At 63.6% G+C, this 12,775-nt stretch carries 14 protein-coding genes; 6 read left to right on the top strand and 8 right to left on the bottom strand.

What is annotated here, in order from left to right; all coding sequences use genetic code 11:
• The 4 genes from ACLP2E_RS01720 to ACLP2E_RS01735 form a co-directional block, all read right to left on the bottom strand.
• Positions 1 to 127, bottom strand: a 127-nt coding sequence (locus tag ACLP2E_RS01720) for an uL13 family ribosomal protein (RefSeq protein ID WP_442464978.1), incomplete at its 3' end; no start/stop codon positions are given.
• A 167-nt stretch (positions 128 to 294) separates the two neighbouring features.
• Complete coding sequence (locus ACLP2E_RS01725) at positions 295 to 750, bottom strand: PaaI family thioesterase (protein ID WP_442462841.1); 456 nt, start codon at positions 748 to 750, stop codon at positions 295 to 297.
• Positions 751 to 833: 83 nt separating this feature from the next.
• A complete protein-coding gene (locus tag ACLP2E_RS01730; protein ID WP_442462867.1) occupies positions 834 to 2,594 on the bottom strand; it encodes an ABC transporter ATP-binding protein in 1,761 nt (586 codons plus the stop codon).
• Between the two features lie 277 nt (positions 2,595 to 2,871).
• Positions 2,872 to 3,684, bottom strand: coding sequence for an RMD1 family protein (locus ACLP2E_RS01735; protein WP_442462840.1), 813 nt, complete (start codon positions 3,682 to 3,684; stop codon positions 2,872 to 2,874).
• A gap of 548 nt (positions 3,685 to 4,232) precedes the next feature.
• Between ACLP2E_RS01735 and ACLP2E_RS01740 the strand changes: the two genes are divergently transcribed.
• The 6 genes from ACLP2E_RS01740 to ACLP2E_RS01765 all read left to right on the top strand — a co-directional run bounded on the left by ACLP2E_RS01740 (position 4,233) and on the right by ACLP2E_RS01765 (position 10,626).
• Complete coding sequence (locus tag ACLP2E_RS01740; RefSeq protein ID WP_442462839.1) at positions 4,233 to 4,664, top strand: TadE/TadG family type IV pilus assembly protein; 432 nt, start codon at positions 4,233 to 4,235, stop codon at positions 4,662 to 4,664.
• 13 nt (positions 4,665 to 4,677) lie between these two features.
• Positions 4,678 to 6,222: a pilus assembly protein TadG-related protein gene (locus ACLP2E_RS01745; protein WP_442464973.1), complete on the top strand. Its 1,545-nt coding sequence runs from the start codon at positions 4,678 to 4,680 to the stop codon at positions 6,220 to 6,222.
• Positions 6,223 to 6,381: 159 nt separating this feature from the next.
• Positions 6,382 to 7,482, top strand: coding sequence for a glycosyl transferase family protein (locus tag ACLP2E_RS01750; RefSeq protein WP_442462837.1), 1,101 nt, complete (start codon positions 6,382 to 6,384; stop codon positions 7,480 to 7,482).
• Positions 7,483 to 7,512: 30 nt separating this feature from the next.
• A complete protein-coding gene (gene cysG, locus ACLP2E_RS01755) occupies positions 7,513 to 8,934 on the top strand; it encodes a siroheme synthase CysG (protein WP_442464974.1) in 1,422 nt (473 codons plus the stop codon).
• The gene (locus ACLP2E_RS01760) at positions 8,921 to 10,021 is read left to right on the top strand and encodes an Mrp/NBP35 family ATP-binding protein (RefSeq protein ID WP_442464975.1); all 1,101 of its coding nucleotides are present in this window, start codon (positions 8,921 to 8,923) and stop codon (positions 10,019 to 10,021) included. Before cysG ends, ACLP2E_RS01760 begins: the two co-directional genes overlap by 14 nt.
• A gap of 11 nt (positions 10,022 to 10,032) precedes the next feature.
• A complete protein-coding gene (locus tag ACLP2E_RS01765) occupies positions 10,033 to 10,626 on the top strand; it encodes a DsbA family protein (RefSeq protein WP_442464281.1) in 594 nt (197 codons plus the stop codon).
• A 15-nt stretch (positions 10,627 to 10,641) separates the two neighbouring features.
• Here the strand turns inward: ACLP2E_RS01765 and ACLP2E_RS01770 are convergent, their stop codons facing one another.
• The 4 genes from ACLP2E_RS01770 to ACLP2E_RS01785 form a co-directional block, all read right to left on the bottom strand.
• Positions 10,642 to 11,088, bottom strand: coding sequence for a DUF6165 family protein (locus tag ACLP2E_RS01770; RefSeq protein WP_442464976.1), 447 nt, complete (start codon positions 11,086 to 11,088; stop codon positions 10,642 to 10,644).
• Between the two features lie 102 nt (positions 11,089 to 11,190).
• Positions 11,191 to 11,586, bottom strand: a complete 396-nt coding sequence (locus ACLP2E_RS01775) for a hypothetical protein (protein ID WP_442464279.1) — start codon at positions 11,584 to 11,586, stop codon at positions 11,191 to 11,193.
• Positions 11,587 to 11,639: 53 nt separating this feature from the next.
• Positions 11,640 to 12,068: a CBS domain-containing protein gene (locus ACLP2E_RS01780; RefSeq protein ID WP_442464278.1), complete on the bottom strand. Its 429-nt coding sequence runs from the start codon at positions 12,066 to 12,068 to the stop codon at positions 11,640 to 11,642.
• 78 nt (positions 12,069 to 12,146) lie between these two features.
• On the bottom strand, positions 12,147 to 12,775 hold a 629-nt coding region (locus ACLP2E_RS01785; RefSeq protein ID WP_442464977.1), incomplete at its 5' end, for an aldehyde dehydrogenase family protein.

A 12,775-nucleotide genomic window follows, 5' to 3' on the forward strand; every position in this document is an offset into this window, starting at 1 on the left:
TGTGCTTGCCGCGAAGGCGCAGCGCGATGATCGAGGCGAGGCGGCCGACGACGAGGCCCTTGCCGTCGATCAGCACCCATTTCTTCTCGATTTCGGCGGCCTTGGCCGAATAGGTCTTGCCGTACATGATCTCTTTTCCGAGTTTGCGCCGCAGGCGCGGTCTCTTTTTACAAACGCGCCAGGCAAAAGGCGCCCGGCGGGATGGCGGCTTTTACGGGCGCGGCGCCGTATTGTCAATGCATCATCGCGCGGAAAGATCGGCAAAATCAGGCTTTTTGCCGTTACGGTATCATATTACCGCTTCGCGGGCGCCGGGATCGAATAGGTTGCGACCGCATGGGCGACGGGCTCCTGCGCGCCGGAGGCGTAAAGCGTCGCCTCGCCCACCGCCAGCCTCTTGCCGAGTTTCAACAGCCGGCACTCGACGATGACGTCGCCGTGTGGCGGCTTGCGCAGGAAATTGATGTTGAGATTGGTGGTCATGGCCAGCGCCTCGCGGCCGATATGGGCGAGGATGGCCACGTAAATCCCGACATCGGCAAGGGTGAACAGAGCCGGGCCGGAGACCGTGCCGCCGGGTCGCAGGAAGCGCTCATGCGCGATCAACCGCAAACGCGCGGTCATCGGCCCGACCGCCTCGACAAAAACAGCGCGCCCGCCATGATGCAATTGCGGGAAAACCTCTTCGAGAAAATCCTCGATCTCCTCGACAGTCAGGACGGGCTGGGGCAGACGGGTTTGGGCGGCCATGAATCTTTTCAGCGCAGTTGTTCTACCGTATTAATCTCTTGCGTCATCGCATGATCTATTGACCATAACGGTTTGTTACGGCTTCATTCCGCCGCCGCTTCCGCCGCCGGGAGATGCAGCCCGCGCTCGAACTGCGTCCGGTGCAGCAAGGCGTAGACGCCGTCCCTCGCCAGCAATTCGTCCTGACGGCCGAATTCGACGACATGACCGGATTCGATGACGCAGATGCGTTCGGCGCTGGCCACGGTCGAGAGCCGGTGGGCGATAACCAAAGTGGTGCGTCCGGCGCACAGCGTCTTCAGCGCCTCTTGCACCGCCCGCTCGGATTCTGTGTCGAGCGCCGAAGTCGCCTCGTCGAGCAGGATCAGCGGCGCGTCCTTGAGGAAGGCGCGGGCGATCGAAATGCGTTGGCGCTGGCCGCCGGAAAGCTGCATTCCCTGCTCGCCCACGGGCGAATCATAGCCGCGTTCAAAACCGACGATGAAGTCATGGGCATAGGCCGCCTTGGCCGCGGCGACGATCTGCTCTTCGCTGGCGCCGGGCTTGCCGAAAGCGATATTGTCGCGGATCGAGCCCTTGAACAGGAAAGAATCCTGGCCGACATAGGCGATCTGCCGGCGCAGGGACTCGCGCGAATAAGCGCCGATATCCTGGCCGTCGATGAGGATTTTGCCGCTGGTCGGCTCATAGAAGCGCAGGATCATGCTCATGGTGGTGGTCTTGCCGCCGCCCGAGCGTCCGACCAGCGCCGTGGTTTGCCCCGCCTCGGCGACGAAACTCAGCCTGTCGAGCACCAGTTCGCCGGGACGGTAGAAAAATTCGACATCGGCGAACTCCACCTTGCCCTCGGTGATAAGCAGTTCCGGTTCGTCGCCGCGCTCACGCTCGGGCGTCGGCTGGTCGAGGAAATCGTAGAGCATGCTGACGCCCAGCAGCGACCCCGTCAGGTCGACGTGGAGGCGGGCGACGCGCTTGGCGGGCTCTGTCGCCAGCAGCAAAGCGGTGATGAAGGCAAAGAAATTGCCCGGCTGCTGGCCGCTGTTGATGACGCGATAGCCGCCATAAACCACGACAAGGGCGATGGCGAAGCCGGCGAGGGTTTCCATCAACGGGCTGGAGCGCGACTGAATGCGCGAAAGCTTGTTGGCGGCGACCTCAAAACTCGAGATCGCCTTGACCTGTCGCGCGCGCATAAAGGGCTCGAGGGTGAAGGCCTTGACCACCCGAATGCCCTGCGCCGTCTCCTGCAGTGATTCGAGAATGGCGGCGAAGCCATAAAACTCGGTCATCATCACCTTTTTGGCGCGATTACCGAGTTTTCGCACCCCGACGATGGCCATCGGCATGATCAGCACGGCGAGCGAGGCCAGCAGGGGATCCTGCATGAACATGGCGAAGCCCAGGCCGATGGTGGTCAGGATGTCGCGGCCGAGCGCCGTGATCAGCAGATTGAGCGCGCCGCTCGCCGCCTGGGCGATGAAGGCCTGGCGGGCGATGAATTCGGTGGAATGGCGGTCGTTGTAGAACTTGATGTCCATCGACAGCATCTTGTCGAAAATGCGGGTCTGGACGTCGGCGATGATGTTGTTGGCGATGCGCGACAGCACCACCTGCTGGCCATAGGTGGCGAAACCCTTGGCGACATAGATGCCCATGATCGCGCCGCCGATCGCCCACATGGCGGCGATGCTGCGATCGACGAAAATCCGGTCGATGATATATTTCATGATCCAGGCGGAAGCCGTGGTCGTCGCCGCGATCACGCCCATCATGGCGAATGCGAGGGCATAGCCCTTGACGTGTTTCATGCCCTGGTCGCGGATCAGGCGTTCGATCAGGTGCATCTGTCCGGTGGTGAACAGGCTTTTGCGCAAGCGATTGGCGACGTAGGAAAACAAAGGCCAGGTCTTTCGGCGGTCATAATTTTGGCGGGCACAAGCGCGTTCCGACCGCATGGGAGCGCGCGCTCAGGCCCAAAACCGGGCGAAAGCGCCGGATTTCGGCCTCTTTCGCCATTTTCCGGCGCGACGCCGGCAAGGTTTCAGGTGACCCGCGCGCCTTCTGTGAAAGGGAATGGCCTTTATGTCAATGCGGCGGGGGTCTAACCGAGCCCCGCCGGCTTCAATGCCCGTGCCATAAAATGATCTGGAACAGCGAAATGCCAAGCTCCGCCAGGATCAGCAGCATGATGATCATTTCCATGCGCGTGGACCGGTCGGCGTCGATAATGTCGGTCAGGGCGCGTACGGTCTCGACGATCACGTCGAGTTTGCGCTGCAAGGTCTGGGCGCGCTCCTTCAGCTCATATTCGTCTTCCAGACGCAGGTAGAGCCGCTCCAGATCGGGGCGGTCCCATAGCACGTCGGGCTTGTCGTCCACCGCGACGCGGCCGGAGACGCGATGCTGCACGCCGAGCGCCTGGCCGATCAGTCGCAGCATTTCGCGGCGGTCGCGCATCGGCCGCCCCTGCCGGGCCAGCGTATTGGCCAGCGGTTCGACCTTGTCCAACACGCCATTGACCTCGCGTTCGTCGCGCCCGAGCGCCACGCTTTTCGCCAGAGCGTCGGAAAACACCAAAAAATGCGCGTCGGAAAGTTCCTTGAGCGCGATCAGGCCGCCAGTGGTGACGCGGTCCTCGCCCTCGCCGCCGATGACGAGAACGGCGATCTCGTCCTCCTTGCGCAGGCGGGCGCCGACGATGCGATCCTTGAGTTTGGCGAGGACGTCCTCCTCCTCCAGCGGCGACAGGCCGACCATGACCGCCACGCCATAACGGTAAAGCGCCACGCGCCCGCCCTGCCCGACATGAAAGGCCAAAGGCGCCGCCGAAATCGCATCCGTTCTTTCGAGCCCGATAATGTCGATGCGGTCGCCCAGCAGCAGCGCGCGCGCCGTCACCCGCAAAGCCGAGGAAAGGGGTTGAGATTCGTTCATCCGGTCCTTTTAGCTCAAAAATGCGACAAATGCTCTGCCTTTTGGCGGGCTGCGCCCTCGCAAACCGCCAGGAATCCGAGAGACCGGATCGCGTTGCGCGAGCTTGGGCGCTGCCGGCTTGCCGCGGGAAATAGCGGCGCCGTTCGTCCCGGAGCCCGCAATTCCGGAAAGGAATGGACGCAGATAACATATTGTTTGATTTATCAAATCAGCAAGATATCACCGTATTCCAACGTAATCGTAAAGCAGCTCCGTATTCCAGATAATGCTGAAAAATGGCGAATACCAGCCGCCGTTAACCATGTTCTGACGATCCTCGATCCCCCACCGTTTTCGCATACGCCTGAAAGGTTAATAGACCGACGCGGTAACCAAGTTCCGCAATCTTTGCTTTACAATTGGCGCCGACAAATACATTATGGCCAAGCTAAGTTCTTGTTAAGGAGTCCAGCTTGCGCAGCTGATCCCGTGGCAAGAGCTTGCCGGGGGGCATGACGGCCGTGTTGAGTGGACGGAGAAGATTTTGGCAGGATGTTGACGGCGCCGCCTTGGTCGAGGCCGCGCTGGTGCTGCCGCTGCTGCTCATGATCACCTTGGGCATGTTTCAGTTCGGCATGTTGCTCAACGCGGAAATCATGGTGGCGAACGCCGCGGCCGCCGGCGGCGTCGAGGCTTCCGTCAGCCGTGGCGATTCAGGCGCCAGCACCGATATTGCCAGCGCCGTCACGACAGCCGCGGCTGGCTTGATCGCCTCGGATCTGACCGTCTCCGTATGTGTCCCCTCGACCAGCGCGACCTGCACCAGCACCAGCTCCGGTTATTGCACCAGTTGCAATTTCAGTTCCGAGCAGGGCCAGAAGGTGACCGTAACGGTCAAATACAGCTGCAAGCAATTGTTTGTCTTTACGGGAGAATTCACTTCCTTGAACGCCAGTGGAATTTGCCCGGTCTCAGCGAGCGTGACGGAAATTGTGCAATGAAGGGAGTTGTCCGATGAAAAAGCAATCTGAACCCTTTTTCCGCCGTCTGTGGCGGGACCAGCGCGGCATCTCGCTTGTCTATGCGGCGGTGATGTTGCCGGTCTTTTTCGGATTCGCTGCGATTACCTTTGACGTAGGCTATGCGTTCTACGTCAAGACCAGGCTCCGGAACCTCGTCGAAGCGACGGCCCTGGCGGCGGCGCAGGACATTGGCGAAAGCTGCACCAGCTCCACCGCTTGCACGTCGCATAGCGACGCGACCACCCTCGCGGGGAACTACCTCGCGGTTAACTGGTCAACCAGTCTCACCAACTCCACGCCCACCTTGACGGTTACGGGCAAGTGCCTCACCGCCCTCGTTACCGCCGGGGCCCCGTGCTCGTCCACCGAGACGGCCGGCGTACCCTTGTACAACGCGGTTTCAGTTCAGGCCACCGTGACGGCGCCCACCTTCTTCTCCCGCCTCTTCGGGTTCAAAGGCGTGTCGCTGTCGGCGATTGGATACGCCGCCGCGAATGGCGCCACGCCGCCGCCGCTGAACGTGATGTTCATTGTCGATTCGACGGCTTCGATGGCCACCGCGGACACCAGCTGCGGCAGCGGCCAGACAAGGATCTCATGCGCCCTCAAGGGGGTCCAGACGGTTCTCAAGCAACTCTGGCCCACCCGCGACCAGGTCGGCCTGATGACCTTCCCCGGCCTCGCGAGCGCCACCTACGTCGGTTACGACACCGCCTGTAGTTTGACGACGTTTTCCAGCACAGGCACCTCGCCCTACTACGCCGGATGGGGTTCGGGCACGCCCATTTATCAGGTCGTCGGGTCGAGCACGGCGGGATCGACCGATTACCGCACCCAGACCGGCAGCAGCCAGCCCAGCACCGGTTTGGCGTCGACTTCAACATCCCCTCTCTTGAATTCAATCGGAGCCGGCCACGGATGCGCCAATACCGGTCTCCAGGTTCCGGGCGGATCGGGAACCTACTACGCCGATATCATCGCCACGGCCCAGGCCACCCTTACGTCCTGGAACACCCAATTGGTATCCTCGGGTGGAACCGCCCGGCAGAATGTGATCATCTTCCTCAGCGACGGCGACGCAAACGCCGGCGACAGCAGCCGCAGCAATAACATCTGCTGCACGACCACGCCGGGCACGGGACAGACGGTGAAGATCAATTTCCAGTGCCACGAGGCGGTCGCGGCCGCCGCGGCCGCGGCGGCGGCGCCCGGCACCGGCTCACCCAACACGACATCGACATGGATCTATTCGGTCGCCTATGGCAGCGCGACGAGCGGCAGCTGCTCGACCGACAACACGCCCACAAGGGTGCCGCCGGCCTCGTCCGCCCCGGCCGCCCAGCCCTACCAGGCCTGCCAGACGATGACCAATATCGCCTCCAGTCCGACGAGATTCTACTCCGACAACGCCAACGGCTGCGCATCGACGGCGCATCCGAGCATTACCACCCTGAGTGCGATTTTCGCCGACATCGCCAACAGCCTGACCTACGGGCGGTTGATCAGCCCCGCGATGTTCTCAGGGCCGACGTCGTAGATTTGACGTCGTCACGCGCCTGAGCGCCCGACAAGTCAGGGTTCGCGCCAACGCGCGGACCCTTTTCTCTTTGTGCGCCCGAATCTCAGGCGGAACATATCGAGAACCTTTTTTGCCCGTTTCACTGCTCCATTTTCACTTTCCACCCGCCGGCTCACCGTGATCGCGCATTTCGGTCTCGCCGCCTTTTCCCATGACGCTTCCGGGCCTATGGTCGGCGCCAGACAAAAGACGCAGACGACAACAAGGTCGAAATCCATGCCCCATGCGCCGCATCCCTTCGCCCGTTTCATCGCCATTCTCGGGCGCGGCAAGCATCTGACCCGCCCCCTGACCGTCGAAGAGGCGGAAGTGGCGATGACGATGATTCTCCAGGACAAGGTTCTGCCCGAGCAACTCGGCGCCTTCCTGATGCTGCTGCGGGTCAAAGAGGAAAACGGCGCCGAGATCGCCGGCTTCGTCAAGGCGGTGCGCAACAGCCTGAGCTTGGAGCCGAAGAATCTCGCCGAGGTCGACTGGTCGTCCTATGCCGGCAAGAAAAGGCAATTGCCCTGGTTCCTGCTGGCGGCGCTGTGCCTGGCGCAAAACGGCCACAGCGTTTTTATGCACGGCTTCGACGGCCACACCGCCGGACGGCTCTATACCGGCGACGTGTTGCGCGCCGTTGGACTGCCCCCCGCGGAAAATCTGCAAGTCGCGGCGGAGCAACTGGCGCAGCGCAAATTCGCCTATCTCGACCTCGCCCATATCAGTCCGGTGCTGGCGCGGATGATGGGGTTCAAGAAAATCCTCGGACTGCGCTCGCCGGTCCACACGCTGGCGCGGATGATCAATCCTTTTGGCGCCCCCTGCCTGTTGCAGGGCATTTTCCATCCCAACTACATGGCGACCCACCGCGACGCCGCGCTTCTGCTGGGCGAGAAGAACATGATCGTGTTTCGCGGCGAAGGCGGCGAGATCGAGCGCCGGCCCGGCAAGCCCTGCGAGACATTGGGGATCAGGGACGGCGAGCCTTTCGAGGAGCGCTGGCCGCCGATGATGGAGGAGCCGCGGCAACTGCCCGACGAGGCGATGGAGCTGTCGCGCCTGCTCGCGGTGTGGCGCGGCGACGTCCGCGACGCCTATGCCGAAGCGGCGGTGACCGGCACCCTCGCCCTCGCCTTGCGCGCCATGGGGCTGGCGCCGGACCAGCAGGCGGCCCAAGTTCGCGCCGAACAATTCTGGGCCGCCCGCGATCCCGGCCGCCTGCTCGCCGCCTGAACAAAAACAACAAGAACAATCGGAATCGCCATGAATCGCCTGCCGCTGTTTCTCGATGTCAAAGCGCGCCGCGTCGCCGTGGTCGGCGCAGGACCGCTGGCCGCCCGCCGCGTCGAGACGCTTTTTCGCGCGGGCGCCGAGGTGCTGCTGCTCGCCGAAATCTTGAGCGACGAGTTCGAGGCGCTGCAGGGAAGTTTTAGACGCGGCGATCTCGCTGAGGGCGACATTTTCGCCGGTTGCGCCTTGTGCTATTTCGCGCCGGAACCCGGCGGGGAACCCGATTCCGCGCTGGTGGCGCGGGCGCGGGCGGCGGGCGCGCTGGTCAATGTCGCCGACCACCCGCAGATTTCCGATTTCATCGTCCCCTCGGTGCTCGACCGCAGCCCGCTGGTCGTCGCCATTTCCACCGGCGGCGAGGCGCCCCTGCTCGGCCGGTTGCTGAAGGCGCGGCTGGAGACGCTGGTCCCCGCCGCCTATGGACGCCTCGCCGCGCTGGCCGGCGCCGGGCGCGCGGCTCTGGCGGACAAATTGACCAGCCACGCCGCGCGGCTGAGGTTCTGGGAGCGGATCTACGACGGCCCCATCGCCGAAATGGCGCTGTCCGGCGACGAGGCGGCGGCGCGGTCGGCTCTGGCGCATGAAATCGCTTCCTGCCAGCCGGACGGATCGGCGAGCGGCGATTTTCCACGCGGCGAGGTTTACCTGGTTGGCGCCGGGCCGGGCGATCCCGATCTCCTCACCTTTCGCGCTTTCCGGCTGATGCAGCAGGCGGACGTCGTGCTCTACGACCGGCTGGTCGAGCCCGCGATCATGGACCGCGTGCGCCGCGACGCCGAACGCATCTATGTCGGCAAGCGGCGCTCCGATCACGCCCTGCCGCAGGAGGAAATCGGCGAATTGATGGTGCGGCTGGCGTGTGAGGGCAAACGCGTGTTGCGGCTCAAGGGCGGCGACCCGTTCATTTTCGGACGCGGCGGCGAGGAGATCGAAAAACTCGCCGAACATCGCATCCCCTTTCAGGTCTGCCCCGGCGTGACGGCGGCGGCCGGCTGTTCGGCCTATGCCGGCATTCCGCTGACCCACCGCGATTACGCGCAATCCTGCGTCTTCGTCACCGGACACGGCAAGGAGGGGCCTATCGATCTCGACTGGTCGACCATCTTACGCCCGCGGCAGACCGTCGCCATCTACATGGGACTCGCCCATCTCGAATTCCTGATGAAGGAATTGCTGCGTCATGGCGCCGATCCGGCCCTGCCGGTAGCGATCGTTGAAAACGGCACCCGCGCCAACCAGATCACGGTCACGGGAACCGTCGCCGACATCGCCGGCAAGGCCGTCGAGGCCGCCTTGCGCGGCCCGACCATCATCATCGTCGGCGAAGTCGTGCGATTGCGCGAGACGCTCAACTGGTATTCACCGAAAATCGAGGCGGAACATGACGACAAATGAACAGGTTTTGGCGGCCCTCGGCCAGGTCGCGGGACCGGACGGCAAGACTTCGCTGCGGGATTCAGGGATTCTCTCCGGCCTCAATATCCATGACGGCAAGGTCTATCTCACCCTGACCGTGCCGCCCGAACGGGCGCAGGCGCTGGAGCCAATGCGGCTGGCGGCGCAAAAAGCCGTCGCCGCCCTGCCCGGCGTCGCCGCCGCCTTCGTCGCCTTGACGGCGGAACGCGCGCCGCAAGCGGCCGCGCCGTCTCATGCGCCCCGCGCCGCGGCGCCGGCGCAAGGCTCCGGGCTCGCCAAGGTGGCGAAGATCATCGGCGTCGCCTCGGGCAAGGGCGGCGTCGGCAAATCCACCACCGCCGCCAATCTCGCGGTGGCGCTGGCGCGGTTGGGCCAGAAGGTCGGGCTGCTCGACGCCGACGTGTTCGGCCCTTCCGTGCCCCTGCTGTTCGGGCTGCATGGCAAGCCGAGCTTTTCCAGCGATGGCCATAGCCTGGTGCCGTTCGAAAAGCATGGCGTCAAACTGATGTCGATCGGCTTTCTCGTCCCCGACGACGCCGCCGTGGTCTGGCGCGGCCCGCTGGTGATGACGGCGATCAAGCAATTGCTCAACGATGTCGCCTGGGGCGAACTCGACATATTGGTCGTCGACATGCCGCCCGGCACCGGCGACGTCCAGCTCACCCTGGCGCAGAACGCCTCGCTGGCGGGGGCCGTTGTGGTCTCGACACCGCAGGATCTCGCGCTGATCGACGCGCGCCGGGCGGTGGCCATGTTCGCGCAGGTAAAAACTCCCGTCCTCGGCCTGTTCGAGAACATGAGCTATTTCCTCTGCCCGCATTGCGGCGGACGCACCGACATTTTCGCCCATGGCGGCGCCGAGGCCGAGGCGCATAAGAACGGCCTGCGCTTTCTCGGCGCGGCGCCGCTCGACATGGCGATACGCGAAACCTCTGACAAAGGCGCTCCCGTGGCGGCTTCGGCGCCGGACTCGCCGCAGGCGCAGCCCTATCTCGCGCTGGCGCGCGGCGTGCTGGAAGAATTGGCGAAAGCCGGGCGCCGCGCTCCGGTTTTCACCGTCGGGTGAAGGGATTTTTCATGGACCGACGGGGATTTCTCTCCGGCCTGGCGGGCACGCTTTCCGCTTCAGGAGTGCGCGCGGAAAATTTCGAAGCGGCGCCGCTGCCGCCGGGTCTCGACGCCAGAACCTGCCCCGGCCTGTCCTGGGCGGGATCCGGGCCGGCGGCGATCGAGATTTTCGATTACAACTGCCCCTATTGCCGCGCGGTGTTCCGGGCGCTCGACGCGCGGATCGCCGCAAGGGCGCTGCGTCTCGGCCTGATCGACAGCCCGCAATTGTCGATCGGCTCGATTCAGGCGGCTAAACTGAGGCAGGCGGCGCTGAAACTTTACGGACCGGCCAAAGCCTATGCCTTCCACCGCCGCGTGTTCGCGCAGCGCGGCGCCATCGACGGCGAGACCGGGCTGGCGGCGGCGCGGGAGCTGAAACTCGACGTGGCGAAACTGACGGAGACCGCCGACAGCGACGCCGTGCGCGACATTCTGATCGGCGCCTCGCATTTTCTGAGCAAAGCCGGCGTGCAGGCCACGCCGTCGTTCATCCTGGGTGGGAAGCTTATGTCCGGCTGGCCTGGCGGGGAGGGTTTCAACGCGGCGCTCAGAAGCGTTTGAGGCGCCTTCGGCCCCTCAGTATTCCGGGTGCTCCTTGACCTCCATCAGATCGCAGCCGGCGGCGGCGCTGATGGCGTTCTTCAGCCGCGCCCGCTCGTCGTTGGAGCGATAGACGCTGCGCGCCAGTTCAACGAAACGGGCGCCGAAATCGCGCTCCTGCTCCATCGCGCGTAAATCATCCTCGATCTCCCATAAAGCGAGATTGACCGCAGCCAGACGCTCCAGCAAAGGCGCGATACCCGCGCGCGGTCCTGTCTCGTCCTGCAACAGCGGCGCGGCGGCGCGTTGCAGCAGCGCCAACTCCCGCGCCGCCATCAGCCGCTTTTGCGGATGACGCACGCGTTGGGTCTTGATCGCCAGAATGGTGATCTTGTCGATCAACTCCCCCGCCGAAACCCGAATCAGCAAGGCGCTGGCGTCCTCGCTTTCCAGAGCCGCGCGGCGCGAAACATTGGCGGCCATATTGCTCTCTCCCTGCCCGTTTCAGGAGAGAGCATCGGAGCTGGAGCTTGCGCGGAAATGGCGGCGCGGCGCCAAGAATCATCCTCAAGAGGAGCGGAAGCCTCAAATATCGGTTTCACGGTCTTTCAAAACGATTCGTATCGAAAGGGGGCGCCCGGCGATGGCCATGCCGAGACTGGGGGTAATCTGCGCCGGCATGCAGCTGTCGAGAGCGGCGGCGACGCTTTCCATGAAGCGGCTCTGCTCTGCGGAGTCGCGCCACACTCTGACGTAAGTGACACGCGGCCTGCCGAACAGCGAGCCGTCCTGACGCAGACTGAAATAAATGGTGATTTCGCCGGCCTGCGCGATGGACGCTTTTTTCAGGCACAGGTCGATATTATGGAACAATTCGCGCAATGAATTGGCTGGCGCCGCCTCCGCCGGGGCGCCAGCAATCAGGGACAGAGCGCAAATCGCCAAGGCTTGAAGGATAGGACGGAGTCGAAGAACATTCATCGGGCAGCGGCTCCAAGTTTTGGCAGACTCCGCCCCGCGCCGGTCGCCATCGATCAGCGACGAATATAATGGATCAATTGCTCGATGGTGAATTCCTGGCGGGTAATGATCGATTTCACCAGATCGCCGATGGAGACCAGCCCGACCAGCCCGCCGTCGGAAATGACCGGCAGATGCCGGATCCTTTTGGCGGTCATCACCGCCATGCATTCCTCCACGGTCTGGTCGAGCCGGGCGTAGATCATCTCCGTGTCCATCACTTCGCGAACGAGCGTCGAGGGCGACGCCCGCCCTTTCAGGATGATCTCCCGCGCGTAAAGCCGTTCGGTGACCATGCCCACCGGCTTGCCTTCTTCGACGACGATCAGGGCGCCGATATCGCGGTCGGACATTTCCTTGATCGCATCGTAAACCGTCGCATCCGGGGCGATGGAAAAGACTTCGTGTCCCTTTTCGGCGAGCAATTGCCTGATTGTCGACATCGCAGCCCCCGCCCTGCCCAGCTATCTCACTCAACGCGCGCCGGGGGCCTTTTGTTCGAGGGTTTCATTCGTGGAAAATCAATCGTCTGCTTGCGCCAGCAGGCCGGCGTCGCCGCCCAGCGAGGCCTTGTTGACGGTCACGGTGGTCTCCCGCACGAAGCGACGCAGATATTCGGGACCGCCGGCCTTCGGCCCCGTGCCGCTCAGACAGAAACCGCCGAAGGGCTGGCTGCCGACCACGGCGCCGATCATGTTGCGGTTGACATAAATATTGCCCGCCGGCGCCTTGCCGGCGAGTTCGGCGATGCGGCGTTCTATGCGCGTGTGCAGGCCGATGGTCAGGCCATAACCCGTCGCGGCGATTTCATCGATCAGGTCTGAAAAATTTTCCGCCCGCCAGGTCGTGACATGCAGCACCGGGCCGAAAACTTCCTCGGTCAGATCGCGTGGCCGGTCCAGCCTGACGATATGCGGGGCGACAAAAGTTCCGGCGGCAGGCGCGTTTCCGGCATAGAGGATTCGCTTTTCCGCGCGACATTTCGCAAGCCAGCCGTCGAGCCGCGCCTTGGCCGGCGCGTCAATCACCGGGCCGACATGGGTGTCGATCGCACGCGGATCGCCGACCCGCAACTCACGCGCCGCCCCGGTCAGCATTTCCAGAGCGGGAACGAAAATCTCCTCCTGCAGACAAAGCAGCCGCAAGGCCG

The organism is Rhodoblastus sp. (genome assembly GCF_052145335.1).
Taxonomy (GTDB): domain Bacteria; phylum Pseudomonadota; class Alphaproteobacteria; order Rhizobiales; family Beijerinckiaceae; genus Rhodoblastus.

Excerpts from the sequence above, each read along its gene's own strand:
- ACLP2E_RS01725 (WP_442462841.1), bottom strand. The coding sequence starts at position 750 with ATGGCCGCCCAAACCCGTCTGCCCCAGCCCGTCCTGACTGTCGAGGAG.
- ACLP2E_RS01730 (WP_442462867.1), bottom strand. The coding sequence starts at position 2,594 with ATGCACCTGATCGAACGCCTGATCCGCGACCAGGGCATGAAACACGTC.
- ACLP2E_RS01735 (WP_442462840.1), bottom strand. The coding sequence starts at position 3,684 with ATGAACGAATCTCAACCCCTTTCCTCGGCTTTGCGGGTGACGGCGCGC.
- ACLP2E_RS01745 (WP_442464973.1), top strand. The coding sequence starts at position 4,678 with ATGAAAAAGCAATCTGAACCCTTTTTCCGCCGTCTGTGGCGGGACCAG.
- cysG (WP_442464974.1), top strand. The coding sequence starts at position 7,513 with ATGAATCGCCTGCCGCTGTTTCTCGATGTCAAAGCGCGCCGCGTCGCC.
- ACLP2E_RS01760 (WP_442464975.1), top strand. The coding sequence starts at position 8,921 with ATGACGACAAATGAACAGGTTTTGGCGGCCCTCGGCCAGGTCGCGGGA.
- ACLP2E_RS01765 (WP_442464281.1), top strand. The coding sequence starts at position 10,033 with ATGGACCGACGGGGATTTCTCTCCGGCCTGGCGGGCACGCTTTCCGCT.
- ACLP2E_RS01770 (WP_442464976.1), bottom strand. The coding sequence starts at position 11,088 with ATGGCCGCCAATGTTTCGCGCCGCGCGGCTCTGGAAAGCGAGGACGCC.
- ACLP2E_RS01775 (WP_442464279.1), bottom strand. The coding sequence starts at position 11,586 with ATGAATGTTCTTCGACTCCGTCCTATCCTTCAAGCCTTGGCGATTTGC.
- ACLP2E_RS01780 (WP_442464278.1), bottom strand. The coding sequence starts at position 12,068 with ATGTCGACAATCAGGCAATTGCTCGCCGAAAAGGGACACGAAGTCTTT.